19 protein-coding genes and 1 pseudogene are annotated in these 26713 nt (G+C 65.7%); 9 read left to right on the plus strand and 11 right to left on the minus strand.

Going from position 1 to position 26713, the window contains the following annotated elements; genetic code table 11:
• Positions 1 to 2: 2 nt before the first annotated feature.
• Together O6P37_RS25530 and O6P37_RS25535 are read right to left on the minus strand one after the other, a co-directional pair.
• On the minus strand, positions 3 to 1397 hold the full coding sequence (locus O6P37_RS25530; RefSeq protein ID WP_269896710.1) for an NHL repeat-containing protein: 1395 nt from the start codon (positions 1395 to 1397) through the stop codon (positions 3 to 5).
• A 12-nt stretch (positions 1398 to 1409) separates the two neighbouring features.
• Complete coding sequence (locus tag O6P37_RS25535; protein ID WP_269896711.1) at positions 1410 to 2072, minus strand: RsiV family protein; 663 nt, start codon at positions 2070 to 2072, stop codon at positions 1410 to 1412.
• Between the two features lie 42 nt (positions 2073 to 2114).
• Here O6P37_RS25535 and O6P37_RS25540 point away from each other — a divergent pair, with 42 nt between their 5' ends.
• The gene (locus tag O6P37_RS25540) at positions 2115 to 2360 is read left to right on the plus strand and encodes a hypothetical protein (protein WP_269896712.1); all 246 of its coding nucleotides are present in this window, start codon (positions 2115 to 2117) and stop codon (positions 2358 to 2360) included.
• 252 nt (positions 2361 to 2612) lie between these two features.
• On the opposite strand, the gene O6P37_RS25545 is transcribed toward O6P37_RS25540, so the two are convergent.
• The 4 genes from O6P37_RS25545 to O6P37_RS25560 all read right to left on the minus strand — a co-directional run bounded on the left by O6P37_RS25545 (position 2613) and on the right by O6P37_RS25560 (position 7041).
• A complete protein-coding gene (locus O6P37_RS25545; protein ID WP_269896713.1) occupies positions 2613 to 2885 on the minus strand; it encodes a hypothetical protein in 273 nt (90 codons plus the stop codon).
• A 52-nt stretch (positions 2886 to 2937) separates the two neighbouring features.
• Positions 2938 to 4884 carry a hypothetical protein gene (locus O6P37_RS25550; protein WP_269896714.1) on the minus strand — a complete coding sequence of 649 codons (1947 nt, stop codon included), beginning with the start codon at positions 4882 to 4884 and terminating at the stop codon, positions 2938 to 2940.
• Positions 4881 to 5030: a hypothetical protein gene (locus O6P37_RS25555; RefSeq protein ID WP_269896715.1), complete on the minus strand. Its 150-nt coding sequence runs from the start codon at positions 5028 to 5030 to the stop codon at positions 4881 to 4883. Before O6P37_RS25555 ends, O6P37_RS25550 begins: the two co-directional genes overlap by 4 nt.
• A gap of 346 nt (positions 5031 to 5376) precedes the next feature.
• Positions 5377 to 7041, minus strand: coding sequence for a DUF7937 domain-containing protein (locus O6P37_RS25560; RefSeq protein ID WP_269896716.1), 1665 nt, complete (start codon positions 7039 to 7041; stop codon positions 5377 to 5379).
• Positions 7042 to 7169: 128 nt separating this feature from the next.
• On the opposite strand from O6P37_RS25560, the gene O6P37_RS25565 reads away from it, so the two are divergent.
• Genes O6P37_RS25565 through O6P37_RS25575 form a run of 3 tightly spaced genes read left to right on the plus strand, consistent with a single transcriptional unit; the run spans position 7170 to position 13344 of the window.
• On the plus strand, positions 7170 to 8879 hold the full coding sequence (locus O6P37_RS25565) for a hypothetical protein (RefSeq protein ID WP_269896717.1): 1710 nt from the start codon (positions 7170 to 7172) through the stop codon (positions 8877 to 8879).
• Positions 8880 to 8924: 45 nt separating this feature from the next.
• Positions 8925 to 11081 carry an McrB family protein gene (locus tag O6P37_RS25570; protein ID WP_269896718.1) on the plus strand — a complete coding sequence of 719 codons (2157 nt, stop codon included), beginning with the start codon at positions 8925 to 8927 and terminating at the stop codon, positions 11079 to 11081.
• A gap of 1 nt (position 11082) precedes the next feature.
• Entirely contained in the window at positions 11083 to 13344 is a 2262-nt protein-coding gene (locus O6P37_RS25575) for a DUF2357 domain-containing protein (protein ID WP_269896719.1), read from the plus strand.
• Here O6P37_RS25575 and O6P37_RS25580 read toward each other — a convergent pair.
• From O6P37_RS25580 to O6P37_RS25590, 3 genes and pseudogenes are all read right to left on the minus strand, one after another.
• A pseudogene (locus O6P37_RS25580) lies at positions 13339 to 13536 on the minus strand (hypothetical protein); the annotation flags it as partial. The gene O6P37_RS25575 and the pseudogene O6P37_RS25580 overlap by 6 nt on opposite strands.
• 16 nt (positions 13537 to 13552) lie before the next feature.
• Entirely contained in the window at positions 13553 to 15421 is a 1869-nt protein-coding gene (locus tag O6P37_RS25585) for a DUF2075 domain-containing protein (RefSeq protein ID WP_269896814.1), read from the minus strand.
• A gap of 812 nt (positions 15422 to 16233) precedes the next feature.
• On the minus strand, positions 16234 to 16563 hold the full coding sequence (locus O6P37_RS25590; RefSeq protein ID WP_269896720.1) for a hypothetical protein: 330 nt from the start codon (positions 16561 to 16563) through the stop codon (positions 16234 to 16236).
• Positions 16564 to 16805: 242 nt separating this feature from the next.
• Here O6P37_RS25590 and O6P37_RS25595 point away from each other — a divergent pair, with 242 nt between their 5' ends.
• The 4 genes from O6P37_RS25595 to O6P37_RS25610 all read left to right on the plus strand — a co-directional run bounded on the left by O6P37_RS25595 (position 16806) and on the right by O6P37_RS25610 (position 20752).
• Positions 16806 to 17144, plus strand: a complete 339-nt coding sequence (locus O6P37_RS25595) for a hypothetical protein (RefSeq protein ID WP_269896721.1) — start codon at positions 16806 to 16808, stop codon at positions 17142 to 17144.
• A gap of 625 nt (positions 17145 to 17769) precedes the next feature.
• On the plus strand, positions 17770 to 19107 hold the full coding sequence (locus O6P37_RS25600; protein ID WP_269896722.1) for an MFS transporter: 1338 nt from the start codon (positions 17770 to 17772) through the stop codon (positions 19105 to 19107).
• Between the two features lie 70 nt (positions 19108 to 19177).
• The gene (locus O6P37_RS25605; RefSeq protein WP_269896723.1) at positions 19178 to 20137 is read left to right on the plus strand and encodes a nucleoside hydrolase; all 960 of its coding nucleotides are present in this window, start codon (positions 19178 to 19180) and stop codon (positions 20135 to 20137) included.
• 126 nt (positions 20138 to 20263) lie between these two features.
• On the plus strand, positions 20264 to 20752 hold the full coding sequence (locus O6P37_RS25610) for a RidA family protein (protein WP_269896724.1): 489 nt from the start codon (positions 20264 to 20266) through the stop codon (positions 20750 to 20752).
• 5 nt (positions 20753 to 20757) lie between these two features.
• Here the strand turns inward: O6P37_RS25610 and npdG are convergent, their stop codons facing one another.
• Complete coding sequence (npdG, locus tag O6P37_RS25615) at positions 20758 to 21498, minus strand: NADPH-dependent F420 reductase (protein WP_269896725.1); 741 nt, start codon at positions 21496 to 21498, stop codon at positions 20758 to 20760.
• Positions 21499 to 21640: 142 nt separating this feature from the next.
• Between npdG and O6P37_RS25620 the strand changes: the two genes are divergently transcribed.
• Positions 21641 to 23299 carry a PucR family transcriptional regulator gene (locus O6P37_RS25620; RefSeq protein WP_269896726.1) on the plus strand — a complete coding sequence of 553 codons (1659 nt, stop codon included), beginning with the start codon at positions 21641 to 21643 and terminating at the stop codon, positions 23297 to 23299.
• 23 nt (positions 23300 to 23322) lie between these two features.
• Here the strand turns inward: O6P37_RS25620 and O6P37_RS25625 are convergent, their stop codons facing one another.
• Positions 23323 to 26706 carry a pyruvate carboxylase gene (locus O6P37_RS25625; protein ID WP_269896727.1) on the minus strand — a complete coding sequence of 1128 codons (3384 nt, stop codon included), beginning with the start codon at positions 26704 to 26706 and terminating at the stop codon, positions 23323 to 23325.
• Between the last annotated feature and the right edge of the window lie 7 nt (positions 26707 to 26713).

Genomic DNA, 26713 nt, shown 5'->3' on the forward strand with positions numbered 1-26713 from the left:
TATCAGCCCGCCGTCAGCTTCACCAGTTGCCCGAACCCGTTGCCATCCAGGATGAATACGTTGCCGGCGGGGTCGACGGCTACATCCCGCGGACCGCTCAGGCCGCTGACCGGCAGCACCGACTGCTCGCCGGAGCCGGCTGCCAGCGTCACGACCTGGCGGCCGTTCGTGTCGACGACGTAGACCTCGCCGCCCGCGCCGATGGCCAGGCCGTCCGGTTCGACGTTCTCGGACAGCGGCATCGCCGTCTGATCCTTGCTGTTGAACTCCAGCTTCACCACGCGGTGGTGCGCGCCGTCGTTGGCGTAGACGCTGCCGTCCTTATCGACGGCGACCGCGCGGATCCACGCCAGGTCGGTGAACGGCAGCACCGCCTGAAGCTCGAGGGCGGTGGCATAGCCGACCACCCGCTGCCCGTCGGCGACGTACACGTTGCCCATGTCGTCGACGGCGAGGTGCTGCGGGTTCTCCAGGCCGGTGAAGGGCAGTACGGTCTGCTCGCCGGTGGCGGCGGTCCACTTCAGCACCTTCTTGTCGTTGGTGACGTAGACGTTGCCCTCGGGGTCGACGGCGATCCCGCCGAGCTGGGTGAGCCCGGTGAACGGCACCTCGGACTGGTCGTTCGAGCCGGCTTCGACCTTCAGCACCTTGTTCTGGTCGGCGATGAAGACGTCACCTTTCGGGCCGGTGGCGACCCCGAACGGGGACGTGACGCCCTGCAGCGGCACTGTCGACTGGCGCGGATCGGGCGCGGGCGTGGACGACGGAGTCTTCGTCGCGGTGAACGGCAGGTTGGCCTTGCCGATCTCGTTGAGCGGATCGGTGGTCACCGCAACGGCCTCCAGGCCGCCCTTGCCGTCGGTCATCGACCCGTCAAGGGCGACGCGGTACTTCACGGTCACCTTCCTGCCCTTCGGCAGCTCCTGCTCGTTGGTGTAGCCGCCGAGATAGTCCATGCCGGTGCCCATTGCCGGGTGGTCGAGTGCGATCCAGGTCTGGGTGGCGGAATCGAAGCGCTCGATGGTGCCCTCGGGAATGGTCAGCGGATTCGGCGCGCAACTGCAGTGCTCGAGGGTCAGCACGATACCGATCTTCGGGTAGGCGACCGGCGAGTTGTTGCACACCGTCACGTCCACCTCGACCGGCGCCGCGCCGGGCTGCAACGTCTCGGAGGGGATGCCGTTGACCGACAACGACACTCGGGCATCGGCCGGCACCGCCTCGTACGGCTCGGCGGTGGGAACGGGCGCGCTCGCCGGATTGGCCGCGCAGTCGGAAGTGTTGGCCGCGGGGGTCGTCGCCGTGGTCGCCGTGCCGGTCTCGGTGCTCGACGAGCAGGCGGCGAGGGCGAGGCTTAGCGCCGCGAGCGCGGCGAGACGCCGGAGGTGCTGTGTCATGAGTGTGTCCAATCAGGCGAGGTGGGAGGAGATTTGGGATCGGGGTATGTCGACGGTGAGTGGTCCGTCGACGTGCGGGAGTAGCACGCCCTGTGGGAAGAAGAACGTCACGGTGTCGTCGGTGAGGGCGAAGGTGCGGTAGTCGTGCAGCGGGAGCGCCCGGTCCGGGAGTCCGGAGCCGCGGGCGATCAACTCGCGCTGCACGATCGGGTTGAGCACGGACAACGGTTGCGCGCCGGGCTTGAAGAGTGTGTCGATGGTGATCGGTGTGTGCCGGTCGGTGTCATAGGTGAACGACCTGAACGTGGTGACCGGGCGGACGCCGGTGTTCGTGCCGATGGTGAGCACGACGCTCTCGGTGCGGCCGGACCGGTGGACGTGCGGGACGATGTCGAGTTCCTTCTGGATCGGCCCCTCGACGTCTTCCGCCCACTCGACGAACTCGTCACGCTCCTGTTCGATGGCGGCGGCGAGCGCGGCCTCGTCGGGGTAAGTGGTCGGGTACGTGATGTCGAGGCGATAACCGGGGGCACTGCCGTGGATGCGGCAGGTGCCGGCAGGGTCGACGGCGCCGCCCAGGTCGGCACAGTGGGTCTGGGCGCCGGCGGTCGGCGACATCAGGATCACCACGGCAGACAGCACGGCGGCCGTGCTGCTCGCGGTGTATGCCGTCATCGCCGTCCCCTGCCTCAGCCCGCAGTCGGTCGACGACGGGTCGTGGAGCAATTCGACGACGTGGCGGCCGCTACCGAACCCAAGTTCGGTGTCGAGGTGCGCCGGTCAGCTGGGCGGTCGCTCGTGCACCGTCGTCGGTGGGGCGTCGTCGTCGGGCGGCGGCGTGAGTGCCTGAGTCTGCGGTTCGCGGCGGTGAAGGCGGTCAGTGCCGCGCGCCGCGATGACGCTCGCTATGGTGTCGCTGCGGCCGAGCTGGTGGTGCAGCCAGCGGGCGATGATGCCGGGTGATCAGGTTGAACACCGTCATCGCGACGGTGTCGTACAGGAGGTCACTCGTCCCAGGATGGCGACCTCATGCGCACCGTGAAGCGACGCATAGCACCCTCGGCGGTTCGGAGAATCCCGGTTTCCAACCCCACGCTCGAACGTGAATGCGGCTGCAGCCCATGCGCCCACGGCGATACAGCGTTGCCGCGTATACGAGGGCTAGTAGTCACAACAGGCCACGGCAGGTTCGGCTTGACTAGAGAACCACCACGATTAATCGCTCGTTGTCGCCTGATTCTGGCGGTGCTGGGCAGTGGCAAGTTCGAGCAACTCGGTGAAGCCGGGTCGGAGGGAGGCTTGCAGATCAGAATCCAGGCGGTCCAGGTACGTTGGCAGGCCGTCGACAATCGTCTTGACAACTGAATCTTGTTCAGGGGTGCGCAAATCCAACATCAGAACGTTGTTATCCCGCAACTCCGCAATATCGGATCTGAGCCGGCCTTCGGGGAGTCGGTCGACCAGGAAATCAAACAACAGTCGTGTCATGGATGAACTCCATGACCAGTCGTCCTCCGCGAACCGGACAAATCCGCTGATCTCACTGCCCTCCTATGACGATGATATTGGGATTGTTCAGGCCTTGCACGAACTCTTTTACAGTTTCTTGCTGCGCAGCTGTAAACCTCGACACGTCTACGGGAACTATTTCGGCCTTGAGATCGGCGTGACGAACGATTTGATCTTGCAGGTTGGCCCATTGCGCATCGAAGAACTTCGAGGGAAAGTTCCCCACCGCGTCGTATGTCTTTCCGCTGGCATCAACCCAATCGTGTGATGCCCCCGACTCCGCACGCGAAAGGTTGACGCCTAGTTCATGTTCGATTCTGAGGCCGGTCTCAGCTTCGCTTGCCACGAAAGCGCCACCCCTGGCCGGGTCGGCTCCCAGAGCCAAGGCGTGGTCCGTGGTGAGGTCGAAGACGGGAGTGTCGACGCCGCTGTGCGGTATGGGGACGTCGGTCTGCGGCGCCGGAGGCGTGTCGACGTGAAGTGCCGGAACATCACCGACGTCGACGTGCGGCGTTGCGACATCATCGACATGACGAGTTGCCCCGCCGAGGGCGTCGATTCCGTGCTCGATTCCTTCGCCGAGAATCTTGGCCCCGGGCAGAGGCACCATTCCAGCCGCATCGAGGCCAGCCTGAATTCGGTCAGCGGTGGATGCCTCGTCCCAGTTGGTTGCCACCTCGTGCATGTTGGCCACGTCGGGCATCGTCGCGTCCCACACGGTCTCGGCAGCGTCCTTGCTGCCTTCGGCGAAGGCTTCGGCGGCTGCTTCGATGACCGGCGGTTCAGGCGGAAGCCCCTGCACGTGGGCGTTCTCCGGAAGCGGTGCGACAGGTGCCGTCGGACCACCATGAGCGGACGAAGCGTAGTTGAGCTCGTTGAGGATCCGGGTTTGCTCGGTCAGCTCGGCGCGGGCGTCGAAAACCTCTTGGGTCAACGGGTCGCTCACATCGCGGCCAGGACCGGCGCCGGCGCCCTGGGTGTAATCCTGCGCGGCTGTGTCGTTCGCACGGGCTTGCGCGGCGGCCAAGTCCTGCCGGGCGGACTCCACCTTGGCGGCTTGTCGGTCTATTGCCGTCTTGTCAGGTGGCGGCGGGATCTGACTGAGCACGGGTGGTAAGCCAGAGGGTCTGTCTTCGGGCTTGCCCGGCGGTCCGCCTTCCGGCTTGTCCTCCGAAGCGTTGTTTGTGCCCAATAGGTCTCCGAGGTCGCCGCCGACGTCGCCGGTGGGCTTGTCCTCGGACGTCGCCTCGGATTTCTTCGCCGCGTCCTCGACGACCTTGGGCACCGGGAATGGACCGATCTGGCCCGGTGCCTCACCCGGTTTTTCGCGCGGCTCTCCGTTGCCGTCCTCGGAAGGCTCCCCGGGTGGATTGAGTTTGACTTCGTTGTTGACGAGCTGCACGGTGTCGGAGGAACTGTCACCTCCCTCGCCTTCGAAGCGGATCCCCCCTAATTCGGTGGCTTTTGTCTGTAACCGCTTGCCGACCAACGCATCGGCCTGTGCAAGACGCTCGGCGTACCAGCGGATGTCCTCGGCATGTTCGGTGGCCGCGGTCTGACGCGCGGCCATGCTGGTGGCGTCGACCGTCTGCGTATCGGTGAGAGAGAGGTCTTCGGCGACACTGAACCCGTCGTTCTCGGCTGCGATGATCGCGTCGAGTGCTTCGCGTTGGGCTGCCTTGATATCAATGACGCCGTTCCCGGCGATGCCGGCGGCCGCCTGTAGGGCCTCGCTATGGCCTCGCACCACCGCGATGTCGGCGGTCACCCTGTCGAGGGCTGCGTCCTTGGCGTCGCCTTCCCAGGTGGTGCCGCCGGGGGCGGCGATGTTCTGACGGTGCTGCTCGAAGGCGTCCTCGCTCGCTGTCGCCGCCTGTCTCCACGCCGTCGCGGCGGTGCTCAGGTCCGAGGTGTCCCACTCCTCGATCTCCGAGCGCGAGGGTAGGGCGCCGCCCGAGTCGGAGGGAGCAGCGCTCACACGGATACCACGGTGATGGCGGTGGATCCGTCCTCGTCCGTGGTGTCATAGCGGGCAGCGCTGACCGACATATCGTCGGCTTGGCCGGTCATCCGCCTCGACTGCCGCCCTCGCACCTCGGTGAGCGCGGCGTTGACCGCGGCCACGCCGGCGCTGCTGGGCTTGGATGCGGAGGGACCACCAAGTACTGCTCCCTCTAGACCTACGGCCGTGACGCTGCTGCTCGCGGACGCTATCCGCAAGCCATCTGTGTTGACGTCCAACTCGTTTGCCATGCCGATCCCCCACTGGCGAACACACTGGTCGCGACGTTACCCCACTGTTTGCAGCCACATTGACGCCAATTTGCCTATCAATGGCGCTCAAGTTCGGCACCGTCCGCGGCCGCAAGGTGAAGCCGATTCCGTGCGCCGCCGCGGGAGCTTCGAATTTGTGCGCTGAAGCGTCGGTGAGCAGGTTCGACGCCGGCGAGGTCGTGTCTCAGCGCGCCGGTCAGCTGGGCGGTCGCTCGTGCACCGTCGTCGGTGGGGCGTCGTCATCGGGCGGCGGCGTGAATGCCTGAGTCTGCGGCTCGGGGCGCTTGATGCGCAGCGCGGTGGTCGGTGCGGCGAGCTGTTCGGTCGCTGGCGCCGGGATGACCGTCGTCGAATCCTGCGGTCGCCGGACGATTCTCGGCAGCGGCGGCGGGACGACGGCGGTCGCAGGCTCCGGCTCGGGCAGGGGTGCGGGCGGTGGCGTCGCGGCGGCGGACTCGCGTCGGCGGGCAAGGAGTCCGGCGAGCGGGCCGGTGAACAGCATGGCGATCAACACGGTGAGGCTCAGCAGGCAGACGACGACATCGAAGGTGCTGGTGATCTGCTGGGCGAGGTTGTTGCCGTAGACCGCGTCGGGTGAGGGTTCGGCGTAGCGCGGGGCCAGTGCGAGGCCGATCGCCAGGTTCGCGACGGTGAAGGCGGTCAGTACGGCGCTGAACGCCGCGATGACGCTCGCGGTGGTGTCGCCGCGGCCGAGCTGGCGGTGGAGCCACCGCGCGATGATGCCGGTGATCAGGTTGAACACCGTCATCGCGACGGTGTCGTAGAGCGCGCGCGTCAGGTCGAGTGACTGGGCGATGAGGTAGTCGACGACGCGGCAGGCGGCCGCCGCGAACGCCCAGAACGCGATCAGCGTGCGGCACTTCTGCGCGGCCGAGCGGTATGCGCCCAGGGTCGGCGGCTGGATCTGGAAGACGGCGTAGAGGGTGGTCGGGGCGACGATCGCCGCGGCCGCCGCCCACAACAGATAGCCCTCGTAGCCAATGGCCGCGGTCGACGTGTTCTGCGCGATGCCGTGGAAGGCGTCGATGTCGCGGCCGATGGGCAGGACCCACACCAGCGTGGCGGCCAGCGCCGCCGAACCGCCGAGCGCGGTGGTGGCCAGCCGGGCGGCGGCGGACCTCTCGAGCAGCCAGCGCGACGCGATGATGACCGCGATCAGCGCGACGGCGCCGTAGAGCAGGGTGGTGACGATGACGGCGACGTCCTGGCCGCCGAAGTCGACGTTGGTGACGAACAGGTACCGCAGCCGCCAGTACAGGTTCCAGGCCACCGCCAGCGTCGCCAGTGCGATCGACACCGCGCCCAGCACCCGGGCCACCGAATACCAGCGGCGGAAGCGGTTCTCCTCGATGGTGACGCTGGTGATCGGCGGCTGTGCGGCCAGCAGCGCGCCGCCGAGTCCGACGATCAGGCCGGGGCCGATACCGGGCGGCACCAGCCCGGTGCCGCCGTCGCGCAGGGTCTCCAGCAGGTGGTAGCCGACGAAGCCGATTGCGACCAGGACGTAGGGCAGGCAGACGAGCAGCCGTACCCGGCTGAGCAGGCGGACGTCGAGGTCGGGATTGGTGAGCCGCAGCGGCCCGACGTGTGCGTCGAGCGCGGCGCTGATGGCGAGGAGCGTCACGACGATCACGAGCACCCACAACGACGCCCTGCCGCCGAAGGCGCCGAGGCCGAAGTCAAGGTTCCACGGCAGCAGAAGGCCGAGGACAAGCAGCGCGACGGCCTTGACGTCGCGGACCAGGTTGGGGCGGGCGGGCACGTAGCCGGCGCGGGATGACCGGCCGGCGCCGGGCGGGGCCGCGGCGGTGGGAGGCGCGTCGTAACGCTGGTCGCTCACCTGACGATCCTCTCAGTGATGACACCTTGCGGTGTTGGCACCTCAGCGTGCTCATTTTCGCCCCTGTCTACAAGGGGGGACTCGGGTAGCTTCGAGGCGGTTCGACGAGTGAGTGAAGGAGTTGGCCGGTGGACGTAGTCCTGGGGGTGGCGGTCACCGGGCGGGTCGCTCGCTTGGCGATGGTCGGCTCGCAGGCCTCGGGTGGCCAGGTGTTCGACCAGTACGCCCTTGACCTGCCCGACGGCGGGATGACCGACCTGGCCGAGACCATCGTCGGCACGTACCGCGAGGTGGCCGAGTCGGGTAACCGGGTGGCCGCAATCCGGCTGGTGGTGCCGGACCCGTCACAGGCGGAGACACTGCGGCAGTCGGTGGTGGGCGCGGGAGTGCCGAACGTCGACGTGGTGGCCGAGACGGAGGCGGCCGCGGCGCTGGCGCGCAGTGTCGGCGCCGACGCGGCGTTGTTGCTGTCCGACGACGACACGGTGTCGCTGACGAGGGTCGGCGAGGACGAGGATTCGACGTCGGTGCTGGCGTCGCTGCCGATCGGTCTGTCCGGTGCGGCCGTCGCGAGCGCGGCGGTGCTGCAGTCGGTGCCCAGCGGGGAGACCGTGCGGATCGTGCTGGTGGGTCAGCGGCTGGATCTCGAGTCGATCGCCGCTGAGCTGAATACGACGGTGCCGGTAGAAGTGCCGCCGGACGCCGGTTATGCGATCGCGCGGGGCGCGGCGCAGACGGCGTCTGACTCGGGACTGCCGGCGGGTGCGGCGACGATGATGGCGCCGGCGGCGGTCGAGGCCACGCAGATGGCGCCCGTAGCGGGTGACGCGACGCAGATGGCGCCCGTGGCGGGTGACGCGACGCAGATGGCGCCGGTCGCTGGTGCGGCGACGCAGATGGCGCCGGTCACGGATTCGGCGGCGGTGGGGCCGCAGCTGGCGTACTCGGAGGAGGGGCCGGCGGAGTACGAGGTGCCGTTCGAGCAGCTCGAGGAGTTCGTTCCGGAGCTGGAGGACGAGCAGGCGTACACGGCGATGATCGCGCCGCCCCCGCCGAAGACGGTGTTGATGGGCAGTGCGTTCGCGTTCGTGGTGGTGGCCTTCGCGACGCTGGCGGCGTCGGTGGCGATCACGATCCGGCCGGTGGCCGATGTGCAGGCGCAGCCGGCGCCGCCAGTGCAGCCGCAGACGGTGCCGGGGCGTTTCCTGCCGGAGGTGCCGCACCAGCCGGACCCGGTGGCGCTGCCGATCGCGGTGGTGTCGCCCGCGCCGTCGGCTCCGGCGGTCAGAGTGCCGGTGAATCGCGGACCGAATCCGGTGGTGCCTGCACCGGTGCAGATCCCGGCTCCCGTGCCGGTGCCGGGAGCACCGATCGTGCCGGCGGTGCCGGTCCCGGGTGTGCCGATCGTGCCGTTCAACCCCCTCAACCCGTACCCGACGATTCCGACGTGGACGACGACGGTGACGACGTCGGTGACGCCGACCACAACGACTTCTCCAACTACCACTAGCCCCACGACGACGAGCCCGACGACGACTACGGAGACGACCGAGACGACGACGTCGGAGGAGCCGAGCACGCCGACGACGGTGCCGACGGTGCCGCCGGAGCCAGAACCACCGACGTCGGAGGCGCCCGAGCCGGAGGTTGAGTACTCGCCACCGTCGGTTGCACCCGAGCCGGAGTACTCGCCGCCGGCGATTGCACCGGAGCCTGTTGCGCCCGTGGCGCCGGAGCCCGTGGCGCCGGTTGCGCCGGAACCGGTGGAGCCGGAGTTGCCGTCGAGTGGCGGGGGCTCCTATGACGAGCCGACGCTGACGTTTCCTGAATCGCCGTAGCTAAAGGCCACGCACGCCGCCGGCTCGCCCAATTAGCCTGAGACTGTGCTTAACATCCCGACCCTCAAGTTCAGCTACGGCAATTTGCTCCTCGCCCGCCTTCGCGAGGTCGGGTCAGCTACGACCACTGAATTGCTCGGCGACATGCCCGGGCAGCTCTTCAAATCCGAGGGGCCGCACGAGAACCCAGAGAGACGCGCGCGTGATTGTCTTCGGTTCGCGCGAATGCTCGATTTGGTGGTCGAAGACGAGCGCGGGTGGACGCTCACCGAACCGGGAGATGACTACGCCGCCAAGGTTGATCTAAGCAACCCGTGGATCGTTGATGAAGTACAGGCTGGCGTCCTTCGCCATCAGCTGTCTCGTGGTGGCGCTCCGCTGGGTGGGGACGCCAAGATTGCTCTGCAGATCGTTCGCGACTTGCCCGCAGACTTCTCCAACGACGATCTAGGGCGCGCGCTAGCAGAGCATGCGGATACGGGCCAGTGGCAGGCCGACCGGACCTTCGAATCGCAGGGTGCCCGCTACCGTGAACTCCTCGTCGAGACAGGGCTCATCAATGGACGCGGTGAGTTGACCGATCATGGGGTCGTCTTTCTCGGACCACAGCCATCGGTCTGGTGGGTGAATCAAGGCGCCACTTACGCGAAGGAACGCGATGGCGGGTTCCTTTGGGCGCCAATGCTGAACAAGGCCGGCCGCCCGCAGTATCACTGGGACACCATGGACGAGGTTCGCGAAGGCGACGTCGTTCTGCACTACAGCAATGGCTCATTGCGAGCCGCAAGCCATGTAACCGCAGCCGCGCGTCCTGCGCCGAACCCGCTCGACGACCAGGCTTGGGAGGCTGCGGGCCGGCTGGTTGAGTCGCAGTACCAGGAGCTGAATGAGCCGGTCGCGCTTGCCGCTATCGACGAGGGTGCGCGGATTAAGCAGGGCTCGCCATTCACCGTCGCCGGATCCGTTCAGCAGGTGTATCTCGTTCGCCTACAGGCGGAATTTGTGAGCGAATTGACTCAGCGATTCCCAGAGCTTGCGACGCACCTACCTCCGATGCCGGCCGGCGCACGTTCAACGTCGACATCTGTCGAGGCGCCGATGCTGCCGCCCGAGCTATTTCATGACTTTGCCCTCGCGGTAAAAGCCTCCGGGCTCCGGTTTCCAGCAGGCTCGAACCTCGTTCGATCGTTCTTGAGCAGCCTGCTTGCCAAACCCTTCGCGATCCTGACCGGACTCGCCGGTTCGGGCAAAACTCAGCTCGCGATGAGACTCGGTGAATGGTTCGGCACAGATGAACACGGACGTCATCGCCACGTCGTCGTACCCGTGCGGCCTGACTGGACGGGCCCGGAATCCATGTTCGGTTACGAGGACGCACTACGTACGTCGGCTTCTGGGGCGCCGGTGTGGTTCGTTCCGGAAGCATTCGAGTTTGTTCTGCGCGCGGCAAGCGACCCCCAATACCCCTACCTGCTGATTCTGGACGAGATGAATTTGGCCCACGTTGAGCGGTATTTTTCGGACTTTCTTTCCGGGGTCGAATCGCGACGCCCTGTCTTGCCGGATCTGGTCTTCGACCAACAATCGAATCAGTGGATCGTGCGCGACGTAGAAGCGCAGCGGCTGCCATTGCCCCGAAATCTGTTCGTAGTTGGCACAGTCAACGTAGACGAGACCACCTACATGTTTTCGCCGAAGGTTCTCGACAGGGCGTTCACCTTTGAATTTCGGGTGACCTCTGACGAGCTTGATGCCGAGCTAGAGCGACCGATTGCGGCGCCGGCAGCTGAGGACCAGCGAGTGCGCGCTTTCGCGTCGCTGGCGGAAAGCGACGACTGGCAGCGCGAGCATCCTCACCCGGCCCGCGATCAAATTGTGTCGACGCTTCGAGAGGCGCACGCAATCTTGGCTCGTGCCAACCAGGAATTCGGGCACCGCACGCTGTACGAGATCCTGCGGTTCTGTGCGTTCTTCGCAGGGACAGGGGACGCCGATGTTGATACTGCGCTCGACCTCGCGATAATGCAGAAAGTCTTGCCAAAGGTGCATGGCTCGCGGCGACGAGTTGAGCCGGTTCTCACTGAGTTGAGTGCCTTGGCCCAGGGGGCGGGCTCGGCCCCACGGCTACCTATCACACACGCGAAGATCGCTCGCATGATCGACTCCGTTCGCGCGAATCAGTTCGTCAGCTTCGCTGAGTAACATGTCCGCGGATTCGATGCAATTGGCGGTTCGAGATGACGATGGTCATATCGTCGGTCGACTTCGGGTCGCCAATCTTCCGGGTCGGCAGGATATGACGATCACGGCGCACGGTGACGTTGCTTTGCGGGAAGCTGCGATATACCGGTACGAGGTAGTGACGGATACAACACATGTCCAACTTGAGCCGCGCGAGTTGTTCGATCCTGACGATGCGAGTTGGATGCACGGGCGGCTGCGACCCGGGCAAGCCGTGGGACGGTTACGGATCCAAGTCGTTGATTGCGCGACGAAGCTTGCGGGGTCAGCCGATGTCGACGTTCTGGCGGTCAAGCTGGACCACGAGACCGAGTACCGCCAGATGCTGACTGACGTCTCCTCGCTCGCTGCCGAAGCAGTGCTGCAGGGATTCGCGCCTAGTTTGGTGGATCTTGCGCCAAGCGAGCTGCCTGCCGAACTGCTCTATCTCCGCTTCGCGATGATCGCAGCGTACCTACAGGATTCGTTGTTCGGCGCGGCAATCGCGCGTGTCACCTCGCAACCACACCGCACATGGGTGTCTGAAGAGGAGGTCCGTCCGATTGGGTCACCGTTTCCGGCAGGAGCCGCCTTTCATCGCGCGGTTCGCGCGCCTGGTCGGCGAGTCCCGTGGGCGGGTGGTTCGAGCACGCTCGCGTCTCTGCCTGCTGCACTAACCCGTAATCGCACCGAAGCGAGTGTCGACAACTCGGCTAATCAGTTCGTCAAGTTCGCGCTTGAGCGTTGGCGAACCGTCGCGCTGGAATTGTTGGACGGCCTGTCGCTAGCCTCGCGGAAAATCGAGTCGGGGCCGCTGCGCCGCGGTCAGCAGATCGCCACAGATGTTGGTGCCCAGCTCGACGAGTACCTGGCGCATCCGCTGTTCCGGGATGTCAGTCCCTTGAGAAGAATGCCAACGTCGGACCAGGTGTTGCTTAAGCGCGCGGGCTACCGCGAGATTTTCCGAACGTTCGCCGTGACTGAGTCGGGCCCCACTGTGCGCATTGACCGCGGCGACATGACCGATGTTTTCGCGGCCTCGCAACGCAACATCGCAACGCTCTACGAATTCTGGTGTTTTCTCGCACTGGTGGATTCGCTGGGTCGAGTCTGCGGGGAAGACCGGACGGCGCGTGCCTTCGTTGTCGCTCGGGACGGCACCTCGATGACTATGCGGTCAGGCCGGGCGTCGAAGTTGTCGTGGTCCGTCATACGAGGCGGCCGCCCGCTTCGTGTCGAGGTCTTCTTCAACCGAACCTTCGCCGGAAGAGACGATCGACAGGGCTCCTGGAGCCAAGCGATGCGTCCCGACTGTTCGGTGCGCATTCGACCAGAGGGCAGCACGCCTTCAAGCGTTTCCATCCAAGAGCTCGAGATTTGGCTGCACTTCGACGCGAAGTACCGTGTCGACAATCTCCTTTCTCAACTGACATCAGCCTCAGATTCAGACGAGTTGCTCGGGGACTCAGCGGCTGGTGGCGCCAAGCGCGACGACCTGCTCAAGATGCACGCGTATCGAGACGCGATCTCGCGAACAGCGGGAGCGTACGTGCTTTATCCCGGAGCGGAAGTGAAAGACATTCGTCGACATCCGGGCTTCGAAGAAATTCTGCCTGGCCTCGGTGCCTTCCCCCTTAGGCCCAGCAGCTATGGCTTGGCCTCGTCATCGCAGGCCCTTGATCGGTTCTTGGACAACGTGCTCACACACGTCGCCAGTCAAGTCACACGTGACGAACGGCATCGCTTCTGGACCGCGACCGTGCATCGAAATAGTGAACCCGTTTTCACGTCAGGATTGACGACGGACTTCCTGGACGAACCTCCGGCCGATACGGATGTGCTTCTCGGCTTTGTCCGAAATATCGAACAGCGCTCCTGGGTGGAACGTTCAAGTCAGTACAACATTCGTGCGGGGGACCGGGCCGGCGCCGTCGAGATTGGTGGCCGCGAGCTCGGGGCCAAGCTACTTCTTCTTTACGAGAACCGGAACGGCACCCTGCACGTCGTTGGCGTCGCAAAGGTATTGCGCTGGCGGCCAACGACGGCAGCCGACTTAATGGCGACCGGGTACCCCAACCCTGGCGGTGATCTCTACTTCTTGGCCGACCTTGAACTCGTCGAAGAGTTGCCTTCGTGGGCCGACTCGATCGACCTAGAGACCCTGACAGCGAACGTCCGTCACGGCGCTCCCGTTGTTGTGACTTGGTGGGACGTCATTCGAGCGGCGTCTGTCATCGAGTCATGAGGACTCTTCACACCCCGCCGGCACCCGCTCCTTCGCCCGCATCTCCTGCCGTAGCGACGTGAACTCCGAGATCGTCCGTGTCGCCACCGTCGCGACCGGACCGGCATCGCGGCCCGTCGCCTCCGTCTTTGACACCATCACCACACTGTCGATGTAGGGCTGAATGGTGGTGGCGTTTTGCACCGTCGCCATGCCGGCAGGAATTCTGTTACGGCTTGATGAGGGATTCCAGCGCTTCCCTAGTTTCTTCGTCGGTCGAGTAGATAATAGTTCCGATCATCCCACGGGTCAGCAGGACTTTATATACGTTCCGTACAAGCAGATCAAAGCGGCGATCGGTCACAGAGTTTCTGTTTCGGAAGTCGGGATCCTTATTTGCTTCCCGAACGGACACGAACCTTCCGTCGCGCCAGAGCAGATCGGGACCGATGATCACGCCATTCCAGTCGTATTCAAAGCCTTGCGCGGTATATACACAACCGACCTGCCCGAAGCCGCCATCTTCCGTCGCCCACAGCGCACTCGGGGGCGCGTCTCCAATTCGACGATCACTCTTACTGTTCCACGGACGTTGCCACTCTCCGATCTTGACGTCAAGCTCGAGGGTGCCGTCCTTTCGAGCGTCACTCCACCGCCAGCAGAAGCCTGCAGTCATCCGCGCTGAGTATCCGAGCGTCATCTTGGACCGAAGCGCATCTTCTAGGTCTTCCGGGCTATCGACTAGCTGCACTTCGAATTGAGGGTCCTGCTGCCATACGACTGGCGGTTCTTCTGCGAGGCCCAGCAACTTGTTGACCCAGTGGACGTACTCTTCGCTACCACCGCAACGGAACTGGGCGTCGAGCTCTATGTGCTGGAAGTCGTGCCCAAGGGAGGACGCGTGTCGTTGAATCTGGCCCAAGGTTCCCATCTCGCCAGGCCGAACGACCTGGTTCTCGTCGAGTAGGAAGACTGGTACTCGAGCTGCACCGATGAGTTCATCGAGTTGCGTCCTATCACTTCGAAGTTCAGTTCTCGTATATCGGTTGGCCGACGTTTCGCGGATGCGGTGAGCCTCATCCAAGATGAGGACGTCGAGTCCGTTTGGGTCTGCGTCCATGAACTGGTTGAAGTACTTGAACATCGCCTGTACCGGTCGCGCACGGTGACCTGCTACCTTCCGCAGCGTCTGTGTGAATGAGCGCGATCCCGTCGCGTGCAGGACCGAACGGCCCCGTCGCGCCAGGTCCCCGAGGACCGACAACGCAACTGCGCTCTTGCCGGAACCGGGACCGCCAGTTACTGCGATAACGCGCTTCTTGTTGCCTGCACGCGCGTGTTCCACGGCGTGAAGAATCAAATCGGCTGCAAGCTGTTGGTTGCCGATCAATTGAAATTGTGGTCGGTCGCGAATCTCCGATGCGGCAACCTTGAGAAGTTGTTTCGATGGTGCGATCGCGGAGTGCAGTAGCATGTCGCCGGAAGTGTGACCTCGCGCCGCAACTAGCCGTGACTTAAGGAATTTCGACATCGCGGCCTTATCGGCCGCAGTGAACAGGCGCCCAGTTGTGGAGATAGGAACAGCAAGGAGATCTCTGGTCTCCGCGGGAGAAACAGCGTTGTGTAAATACGCCATTCCGGCCAGCGCATCGGGCTGTTCAGCCACTACGCGCGCGAAGGTGGCAATGTACTCGCAATAGCCCCTTACCTGTAGCACGGGATGCAGCTTGGGAGGTCCCGGCATCCCAGGTACCTGAACGAGTTCGGCTTCGCCCTCAAAGGCCGACGCTGCCGACCACTGTTTGAGCTCCACGACCACGAAGGAAGGCTCACCTGTCGCTGGATGTATGCCGGCAAGTACGACATCAGCGCGTTGGGATGTCAGCGGTAGGTGGTACTCGACGAGCATCTCTACGTCACCCAAGCCAGCGTCGACTAGATCCACGGCGAACGCCGGAAGGCTCTTCCGCCAGGACGATTGTTCCGATGGCCCGGCGCGGCGTCCCGTCTGATACAACATCTGCTCTAAGAGCTGCTCAACCAAGGACTGTGGAGGCAGAGCGCATATGCGGTTTGCGGTCGTTCGGACGAGAGTCAATCTGAAAGTCCCTTTAAGCAGCACGAACGGATCGTGCGGATGGGGACATATCCGATAGTGCCCGCGTAGGCACGGAAGTCCGTCGGACCGCGTAAGTGATGCTAGTGCAGCGATACGACGCGCTCGGCGGGCTCGCGGAGATTGATCGCTGAACGTCAATAGCGCGAACGAGGTTGGAAGTTCGATGGTCGAGAAACGAGGGGCCATCGGCGCCATCATGAAGATCAAACACAACGCGGTCCGACTGCAGCCGACAACGGTCCCAGGAAAGGCGCCTGCACGATCAGCCGTCGCACGCTCGCCGCATGAAGCGCACCGATTGGTCGCTTCGCGAGTTCTCGGCGGTCGAATCCGAGGTCACGGACCGTCGCGCGGGCCCGGAACGCCGGCGGGAGATCACCCCTATGTCCAAGCCGCACGCGCCGAAGAACCACTCGTGCCTGAAAGATGGATGCCGTCGGTTGAACCGGTCGGCCAGTCATCGCGCCGATGCCGCCGTCCGTTCGCGATCGTCCTCATGGAGTTCCAAGTCCTCGACTCGCCGGCGGAAGGCGGTCGCGACGATGAAGTGCGTCTTCCAGACCGCAGCCCCCTCCTATCCCTTTCGCGTGTACGGCCGACGCGTGGTGTCAGCAGCCACCGACAAGAACGTCGGGCGCTCAGCGAGTCGCGAGCCAGGCGAACGGTGCATATCCCGCTCCTCGCCCGTGCGCGGCGTGTGTCAGTTTCGTGTGTGGTTCCGGGCGCCGTCGCAACATTTCTCAAGCTCCTGGAGGCATCGTCGCGTCGGTTGAGGAGCGTGCGTGCCGCGACTATCGCGGCGGCTGCTGGTCCTCCGGCGGGTCGGGCTGCCGGTCGTCACGCGAGGCCGCGAAGATGATGCCTCCGATCTTGATGTGTGGAGACCGAAAGATGGCGGTGATCACCGACATTACGACGCAGAACCCCGCGATGGTCAGGCCGCGGTGTGCATCGTCGTGGCCGGCGGCGAGCGCCATGAGCACGCCACCCGCCAGCCAGCAGATCCAGTACGCCCGTCGGCGCTCGCGCCTCGTGGACAGGAAAGCCCCGCCGACCATGCCAATGGCGACGACACCGAATCCCGCCCAGAAGGCGATGTCGGCCGACGACCACACATCCACCCATCGAGCCTAAGCCGACCGCAGCTACGAGAGACGCGGCATTTTGGGTGCGGCGGCTTCACAGGAAACCGCGAAAACGCACAGCCGCTCGGCAGCATGTTGCCATGAGAAAACTCTGGTATTGCCAGGGTTGTGACAGGCATTCTTCGCTCATCGCGGACCCTACGGCGCTGTAGCACTGCGACACGCCGACCCGACTGCCCACGGTCCGCGCCACTGCTCGAGCACTGACAGGAGTCCCCATGAAGATGCACGCTCTCCGCGCCGCAGGCGCTCTCGCGCTGCTCGCCCCCGCCGCGATCGGACTCGCCGGGCCGGCGGCAGCCGATGGGCCGACGTTCGTCATGCCGTCGGTCGAGAAGATGAGCCTCCAAAAAGCCACCAAGACCATCGACAAGCTCGACCCGAACACGAAATTCGTCATCAAGTCTCACAACATCGACGGCCCGACACAGCAGAAGCAGATCGACTTGATGTACTGGGAGGTCTGTACCCAGTCACCCGCCGCCGGTACGGAATTCACCCCGAGCGAAGACATCGAGATGTCTGTGTCTCGGTTCTTCGACGGCTGCGACGGCTAGACACCGGCGCGGGGGGCCGCAGCGCCGCGAGTGAGCAGTCGCGGTCGTGATCGGCCCCGCCGATGACGGCCATGGCTGCGCTTTCGCGTGCAATCTCCGCGATCAGCCGTTCGTGCGCGCGAGTGCCGCCACGGCACATTGGCCGGCTCGCAGCACTGCTGGCCCCGGTCGCACTGGTGTCGCGAACCGGAGATGGCCACGCCGGTAGCCTTTGACGATCGACAACCACCGCAGGGCTGATCTGGTCGTCGGGGATGTCAACCGTCTCACACGCATCTGCAGCCACCGCGAGTCCTCGCGTCACCGGATGTGTTCTCCGCCCGTGCCGGCCCGGAGGACGGCACCTGCGGCAGTTCTGTACGCCCGCCCATTCGCCTCGGCCCGCGGCCTGCGGTTTGAACCGCGAGTAAACCCATCGACGGTCCATACCTGCGTGAGCGCCGAACACAGCAATCGGGTGCTGCCTCAGCCTCAAAGCCTCCGTTGGCATTGTCTGCCAAAGTCTCCCCGTCGAACTTGTCTCCTCGTCATGTGTGCTTACTCACCCGCCGAACCTAGCGTGATGAACCTCACAACTTGTCCGCTCACGTATCTCCCCAGGTTTTGAGGGGACAGAAAGGCTGCGATGCTCACGCCAGCAAAGAAAGCCACGCTCGGCAGTTTCGTCGGCACGACGATCGAGTGGTACGACTTCTTCATCTACGGCACGGCCAGCGCGCTGATCTTCCGCCACGTGTTCTTCCCTGCCCAAGACCCGGTGGTCGGCACCCTGCTCTCGTTCGCGACCTTCGGCGTCGCCTTCCTCGCCCGGCCGCTCGGTGGGCTCATCGTCGGCCACTTCGGCGACAAAGTCGGCCGCCGGCCCATGCTCGTGCTGACCCTCGTCGTGATGGGCACCGCGACCGGCCTGATCGGCCTGCTCCCCACCTACGCGTCGATCGGCATCGCCGCGCCTCTGCTCCTCGTGGGTCTGCGCTTCATACAGGGACTTTCGGTCGGCGGCGAATACGGCGGCGCCGTCCTCATGACCGTGGAACATGCCCCCAAACACCGGCGCGGTCTGTACGGAAGCTGGGTCCAGGCGGGATCGCCGGCCGGCCAGATCATCGCCAACGGCGTCTTCCTGATCACCACCACCATGATGTCGCGGGAGGATCTCCTCGCGTGGGGTTGGCGCATCCCGTTCCTGGCGAGTTTCATCCTCGTGGCTGTAGGGCTGGTCATTCGCCTGCGCGTCGAGGAGAGCCCGGAGTTCAAGCGGCTGGAGAAGACCAACGAGAAGGTGACCAGCCCGCTGGTCAGCGTCCTGCGCAAGTACCGCAAGCAGGTGGTCCTGATGGCCGGCGCGTACCTCGTGCACGGCGTCGTCATCTACGGTGCCGCGGTCTACAGCCTCAGCTACGGAACCACTCGCCTCGACTTCAGCTACAGCGACATGCTCCTGCTGATCCTGCTGTGCCAGATCGTGGTGCTGATTCTGATCCCGACGTTCGCCAACATCGGCGACAAGGTGGGCATCAAGAAGGTCTTCCTGATCGGCAACGTCGGCATGGGTCTCATGGGCATTCCGTGGGTGATGCTGCTCGACACCGGCAGCTTCGGCCTCGCACTGCTGGGCTACCTGCTGATCTTCATCCCGTACGCCGCGACCTACGGAACCATGGCCGCCTTCTTCGCCAGCATCTACGACAGCCGGGTCGGCTACTCCGGAATCTCGATGGGCTATCAGCTCGGCTCGATCATCGGCAGCGGCCTGACCCCGCTGGCGGCAGCCGCGCTGATCGCTTCCACGGGAACGGTGGTCACGTTCGGCGTCTACATCGGTGTGGCGGCGGTGCTGTCGGTCGCTGCCACCATCTATCTCACCGCACACAAGGAGGAGCCGGACGACGTCGTGGCGCCGACCCATCCCGAAAACCACGTGGCGGTGGTGAAGACCCCGGTGGACCGCACACCGGCCTAGGTCATACGCTGACGCCGCCGGACTGGTCGATCCAGTCCGGCGGCTGATGCGTTTCCCGTCAGGAGCTCATGTGGCGCGACCTGTCATCCTCGACGTCGACACCGGCATCGACGACGCCCTCGCGCTGATATTCGCTCTCAGGCGAAGCGATCTCGACGTACGAGCGATCACCTGCGTCGCCGGCAACACCGGCGTCGACCAAGTCGTCGCGAACACCTGCGCGGTGCTGGACCTGCTCGCAGCACCCGAGATTCCGGTCGCGGCGGGCGCCACCCGTCCGCTCGTCGAGCCGCCACGCGACGCCTCCTGGGTGCACGGCGCCGGAGGATTGGCCGACCTCGCTCTCCCGCCCAGCGCACGGCAGCCCGCCGCACTGCACGCCGTTGAAATCCTGCGTCGCGAGATCCTCGCCGCCGCCGTACCGCTGACCATCGTCGCGCTCGGGCCGCTGACCAACCTGGCCCTGTTGATTCGCACCTATCCGGACGTCGTGAACCGGATCGAGCGCATCGTGTTCATGGGCGGCTCCGCGTCCACCGGCAATGCCAGCCCGGTCGCCGAGTACAACGTCTGGCACGATCCGGAAGCGGCGGCGATCGTGTTGAACAGCAATGTGCCACTGATGATGTACGGCCTCGATGTCTACCGTCGCGTGGTCGCCGACACCGCGCTGCTCGGTGAACTCACGGCGTCGACGAATCCACTACAGCGCGCCGTCGGTGCTCTGCTCGGCTTCGAAGTCGCGGCGCCGACGGGCGAGACCTACGCCAACCCACTGATCGGCGACGCCGGCGCGGTATGCGCGCTGGTCACACCCGAGCTCTTCGAGTTCGAGACCTGGCCGGTGCAGGTCGAACTCGCGCGCGGACTGAGCAGAGGGCAGACGCTGGTCGACCGGCGGCGAACACTCGGGGAAGACGCCGTGCACGACAGCAGTCGTGAGCCTTGGCCACTCATCGACATCGCGATGAGCTGTGACGCCGAACGGGTCATGGCCTTGTTCAAGGATGCCCTGCGCTCGAAGCTCTGAGCACTGCGTGACAGCAGGATTGGTCACTGACACTGCCCAGCACACCGCAGAAGTGACTACTGGACCGTCCAGCGGTTTCGCGAGGACCATAGGCGAGGTACCGCCACTCGCCACCAAAGGATCACGATGACACAAGCGTCCCCGACCACACACCGGCACACGAGAACACTGCAGAGGCTCGACGAACTCGGGCTCACGCTGCCGGCGATCGCGGCGCCGGTCGCCAGCTACGTCCCGGCGGTGAGGACGGCGAACCTGATCTACACCTCGGGCCAGCTTCCCCTCGTGTCGGGCACGCTGACGCATCTGGGCAAGGTCGGCGCCGACGTGTCGCCGGAGGACGCGAACGACGCCGCGCGCACGTGCACGCTGAACGCTTTGGCCGCCATCGGCGCCCTCGTCGACCTCGATTCGATCGCGCGAGTGGTGAAGGCTGTCGGATTCGTCTCCTCGGCAACGGGATTCACCGGTCAGCCCATCGTGATCAACGGCGCCAGCGATCTGCTGGTGTCGGTGTTCGGCGACGCGGGCCAGCACGCACGATCAGCGGTCGGTGTCGCGGAACTGCCGCTGAACGCACCCGTCGAGGTGGAGCTGATCGTGGAAGTCGCGTGATGGCGCTAGGCCGTGACCGCCTCGGGCATCGGGCGCGCATGCAGATGCGTCACCTGGATGCCGGCGTGGGTCTTGTTGCGGATGTTGATGCCGATCAGGAGGGGCGTGAGGCCCTCCAGCAGGCGGCTCATCTCCAGCGGGCCGGCGTCGACGACGCGGAGTCCCTCGATGCCGTCCAGGGCCTCGGTGACCACTGTCTTGGCGTGCCGGTCGCCGCAGATCAGCGTGTCCTGATCGAGCGGACGATCCATGTCGCGCAGCACCGCAGCGCTGATCGTGTGGAGCCCGGCGGCCAGCGCGACCTGGTCGGGGATCGCCGCCCGTGCCTGCTGGGCCGCCGACCCGTGCCACGGCTCGACCAGGTGAGTGGGACGACCGCCCACGGCGGTGGCGAGCGGAACAGTGGTGTCCAGCAACACCTGTCCGGGACGCCAGTGGTCGGCGACGCTGCGCAGAGTGGTCACGTGGCTCAGGAACGGCACCGCGGCGATCACCAGGCGGTCCGCCGATGCGACGGCGTCCTCGTTCAGGCATCCCGTCACCACGTCGGTGCCCACGAGCGCGCACGCCTCCTCGGCCGCACTCAGAGCGCGGTCGGCGTCACGGGATCCGATGCAGACCGTGTACCCGGCCCGCCCCAGTCGCAGTGCGAGGCCGAAGCCCAGTTTCCCGGTACCGCCCAGGATCGAAACCGTCTCGTGCGCATCGCCGTCGACTGCTGCGGGAAACTTCAGGCTGTGCGTCACGGCACGCTCCTCATCGGGATCAGCCCTTACTGATTAAGTGGCCGGGTACAGCAACCGTAGGGTCCGCCGACCACTTCGCCCCATGGCGACTTCTGCCAAGTAATGCCGCGATTGTTGGCAATCAACGCTAGATTGAGGGTTCATGGATACGCCCGATGCGACGACCCCGAATGCGAGTGAGACCCTCACTCTCGGCGAGTTGCTCAACGACGGGGTGCTGGCCGGCGCCGAGTTGGTGGCGGGCGGATCAAGGCTGGACCGGGCGATCAGCGCGGTGAACGTAATGACGGTCCCGGACATCGGCCGGTGGGTCCGCAAGGACGAGTTCCTGCTCGCCACTGGATATCCCCTGCCTCGCGACGGCGAGGACCAGGGCAGGCTGCTGACCGATCTGCACGGGCTCGGCATCGCCGGTATCGGCATCAAACTCGACCGATACATGCCCGAGCTGAGTCAGGCGATGATCGACGCGGCCGAACACATCGGGCTCCCGCTGGTCGTCATCCCGGAGTCCATTCGCTTCGACGACATCTTGAGCAGGGCCTTCGGCATCATCGTCAACCGCCAGGCCTCGGCGCTGGAGCGAGCCCAGGAGATCCACCACTCATTCCTGGCGATCACGCTGTCGGGCGGTGGCCTCAACGAGCTGGCCGGCAGTCTGTCCAGTCTGCTCGGCGACGCCGGTGTCGCGATCACAGACCGGCACGGCGCCGTGCTGGCCCACGCCGGCGATCAGACGCTGCTGGCCGACGTCGAGCTGGTGGACGCAGAATCCGCCGACGTGTTGCGGTTGGGGCCAACCGGCTCGCACACTCACGGCACCACCGGAAAGCATTGGGCTTCGAGTGAGATTCGGGCGGGCCGTCTGCATCACGGCTTCGTGGTGGCCGTCGAATCCGACCGGCCCTTCGGCGAGTTCAGCATGGTGGCGGTCGGTCAGGCAGCCATCGTCGCGGCGCTGGAGGTGACCCGCGACCTCGCGGTGACGGCGGTGGAGCGCCGGTTCTCCTCCAATGCGCTGTTCGAGCTGATCTCGGGCGCGGACACCCAGTCGGACGACTACGCCTCGCTGGGTTCGGGTTTCGGATGGAATCTGGAGCGCGACATCGTCGTGCTGGTGGGACGGCGCGAGGGCGCCGCCGACGAAGCCCGGCCGACCAAACGCCGGTCCCGTCTGGCCGACGACCGGGCCGTCGAGTTCTGGGCGTCGGCGGTCCGCAGCAGAGACCGCATGGCCGCCGCAGCGGGCCTTGGCTCCGAACTGGTCGCCGTCATCGGCGCCGATCAGGACGTGCTCACCGTCGCACATGCCGTCCAGGACGAGGTGGCGCGGTTCACGCACAGCCAGTACGCAATCGGTGTCAGCCGACCGTATCCCGGGCCGGCCGAGGTCTCGACCGCCTATCAGGAGGCACGCACCGCCCTGCGCCTGGGACCTCGGGTGTCGGGGACCGGCGCGGTGACCGCGTACGGCGAGCTCGGCCTCTTCCGGCTGCTCGCCCAGGTCGGTGACGACGAGTTGCAGACCTTCGCGGAGGAGACACTCGGACCCGTCCTGAGGATGAGCGAGCCGGAACGGTCAGAGATGTTCCAGACGCTGGAGACCTTGATCAAGCACAACATGAACATGGCCGAGGCGGCGCGGAACCTGCACTTCCACTACAACACGCTGCGCTACCGGCTGGCCAAGCTCGAACGACTCCTCGGTCCATTCAGCACCAGCACACCGCTGGCGATCCAGATCGGGATCGCCCTGCAGATCACCGAGATGCAGCGGATCCTCGCCCAACGCCCCCGGTGAGACCTGCTCGCGCGCCGGCCCTTTCAGGTGACGAGCATCAGCAGATCTCCGCCCTCGACATGCGAGGTCGGAGCAATGGCGATCCGCTCGACGGTGCCCGCGTGGGGCGCGGTGATGGCGGCCTCCATCTTCATCGCCTCGATCGTGGCGACGGTCTGACCGGCGCACACCTCGGCGCCGACCGCGACACCGACGGTGACGACTCCGGCGAACGGCGCGGCCACGTGGTCGGGGTTGGTGCGGTCGGCCTTCTCCATGGTGGGTGCCACGGCCTCGATGCTCCGGTCGCGCACGAGGACGGGTCGCAGCTGTCCGTTGAGGATGCACATCACCGTGCGCATCCCGTGTTCGTCGGGGTCGGAGATCGCTTCGAGCCCGATCAGCAACTGCACTCCGCGCTCGAGTTCGACCCGGTGTTCCTCACCGTGCCGCAGACCGTAGAAGAACTGGTTGGCACTGAGCTGTGAGGTGTCCCCGTATTCCTCGCGGTGCGCCTCGAATTCCGCTGTAGGCCCGGGGAACAAGAGCCGGTTCAGCGTGTCGCGTCGGGTCTTCCCCGGATGTCGCAGTGCCTCGTCCTGCTCGGTGGACAGCGGCTCCTCGGCCCTGGCCTCACCGCGTCCGGCCAGCGCCTTGGTGCGCAGTGGTTCAGGCCATCCGCCGGGTGGGTCGCCGAGCTCGCCGCGCAGGAAACCGATGACACTGTCGGGGATGTCGTGGCGTGCCGGATCAGCGGCGAACTCGTCTGCGGTCACTCCGGCGCCCACCAGAGCCAGGGCCAGATCACCCACCACCTTGCTCGACGGTGTCACCTTCACCAGCCTGCCGAGGATGCGATCGGCGGCGGCATAGGTGGCTTCGATCTCTTCGAACCTGTCGCCTAGGCCGAGTGCGCCTGCCTGCTGCCGCAGATTCGACAGCTGACCGCCGGGGATCTCGTGGGTGTACACCCTGCCGGTCGGAGCGGGCGGACCAGACTCGAACGGGGCGTACATCTTCCGTAACGACTCCCAGTACGGTTCCAGTTCGCACACCGCGTCCAGGCTCAGTCCGGTGTCGAATCGCGTGTGGGCCGCCGCGGCCACGATGGAGGACAGCGCCGGTTGGCTGGTGGTGCCGGCCAGCGGTGCCGCGGCGCCGTCCAGCGCGTCCGCCCCGGCCTGCCACGCCGCCAGGTAGGTCGCCAGTTGCCCACCGGGGGTGTCGTGGGTGTGGATGTGCAGCGGCAGGTCGAAACGAGACTTCAGGGCGTCGACGAGGGTCGCCGCCGCCGCAGGGCGCAACAGTCCGGCCATGTCCTTGACGGCCAGCACATGGGCGCCGGCATCGACGATCTGCTCGGCCAGCTTGAGGTAGTAGTCGAGGGTGTAGAGGTTCTCGTCGGGATCGGACAGGTCGCCGGTGTAGGAGAGCGCGACCTCGGCGACCGCTGCGCCCGAGTCGAGGACCGCGTCGATGGCCGGGCGCATGTTCTCGACGTTGTTCAACGCGTCGAAGATCCGGAAGATGTCGATGCCCGTCGCGACAGCCTCGGCCACGAACGCCCGGGTGACACGCGGCGGGAAAGCGGTGTAGCCGACGGTGTTGCGCCCACGCAGCAGCATCTGGAGGCAGATGTTGGGCATCGCGGCCCTCAGCGCGGCGAGGCGCTCCCACGGGTCCTCCTTGAGGAAGCGCAGTGCCACGTCGTAAGTCGCTCCGCCCCAGCATTCCACCGAGAGCAGCTGTGGTGTCAGGCGTGCGACGTGGGGAGCGACGGCCAGCAGGCCCGAGGTGCGCACCCGGGTGGCCAGCAGTGACTGGTGGGCGTCGCGGAAGGTCGTGTCGGTCACCGCGAGTGCGGGCGAATCGCGCAGCCACTGCGCGAAGCCGTGGGGGCCCAACTCGGTCAGGCGTTGCCTGCTGCCCTGCGGCGGCGGCGCATGGAGGTCAATCGGGGGGAGTTTGTCATGCGCGTACACGGTCGACGGGCGGGCGCCGTGCGGTTGATTGACGGTCACATCGGCGAGGTAGTTGAGGATCCTGGTGCCGCGGTCGGCGTGGGAGCGTGCGGTGAGGAGTTCGGGCCGGTCGTCGATGAAGGACGTGGTCACGTTTCCGGCGGCGAAGTCGGCGTCGTCGAGCACGGCCTGCAGGAAGGGAATGTTCGTCGAGACACCGCGGATGCGGAACTCGGCCAGGGCGCGGCGCGAGCGCGAGATCGCGGCGGCGAAATCGCTGCCCCGGCAGGTCAGCTTGACCAGCATCGAGTCGAAGTGCCCGAGGATCTCCGCGCCGATGTGGGTGCCGCCGTCCAGACGTATCCCCGCTCCTCCCGGCGACCGGTACCCGGTCACACGGCCGGTGTCGGGCCGAAATCCGTCGGCGGGGTTCTCGGTGGTGATGCGGCACTGCACGGCGGCGCCGCGGATGGCGAGCGTCGCCTGATCGATGCCGATGTCGGACAGGGTGTGCCCGGATGCGATGCGGATCTGGGCGGCGACCAGGTCGACGTCGGTGATCTCCTCGGTCACCGTGTGCTCGACCTGGATCCGCGGGTTGCATTCGATGAACACGTAATCGCCGGACCGGTCGAGGAGGAACTCCACCGTTCCCGCGCCGGTGTAGCCGATGTGACGCGCGAAAGCCACGGCATCCGAACAGATGCGTCGTCGCAGGTCGTCGTCGAGGTTCGGCGCCGGCGCCATCTCGATGACCTTCTGGTGGCGGCGCTGCACGCTGCAGTCGCGTTCGAACAGGTGCACCACTTCGCCGGTGGAGTCGGCCAGGATCTGCACCTCGATGTGGCGCGGATCCTGCACCGCTTCTTCGAGGTAGACGCGGGGGTCGCCGAAGGCGGACTCCGCCTCGCGCGAGGCGGCTTCGACCGCTTCGCGGAGTGTGTCGCGGTTGGTGACGCGTCTCATGCCCCGGCCGCCACCGCCGGAGACCGCCTTGACGAACAGGGGCAGCCGCATCGACTGCCCGGCCGTGATGACATCGTCAGCCGACGCCGACGGCGCCGACGAGGCCAACACGGGCAGCCCGGCCTCGCGGGCGGCCGCGATCGCCTGCGTCTTGTTGCCCGTCAGATCGAGCACCGACGGGTTCGGTCCGATGAACGTGATGCCGGCATCAGCACATGCCGACGCCAACTTCGCACTCTCGGAGAGGAATCCGTAGCCCGGATACACCGCGTCGGCACCGGCGTCCCGCGCGACACGGATGATCTCGTCCACCGACAGGTACGCCCGGACCGGATGGCCGACCTCGCCGATCTGATAGGACTCGTCGGCCTTGAGCCGGTGCAACGAGTTGCGGTCCTCGAACGCGTACACCGCGACCGTGTCGATCCCGTACTCGTACGCTGCGCGGAACGCTCTGATCGCGATCTCGCCGCGGTTGGCGACCAGCACCTTCGACAGCATCGTGCAC

It is taken from the genome of Mycobacterium hippophais, from assembly GCF_027529605.1.
In the GTDB taxonomy this organism is placed as follows: domain Bacteria; phylum Actinomycetota; class Actinomycetes; order Mycobacteriales; family Mycobacteriaceae; genus Mycobacterium; species Mycobacterium arseniciresistens.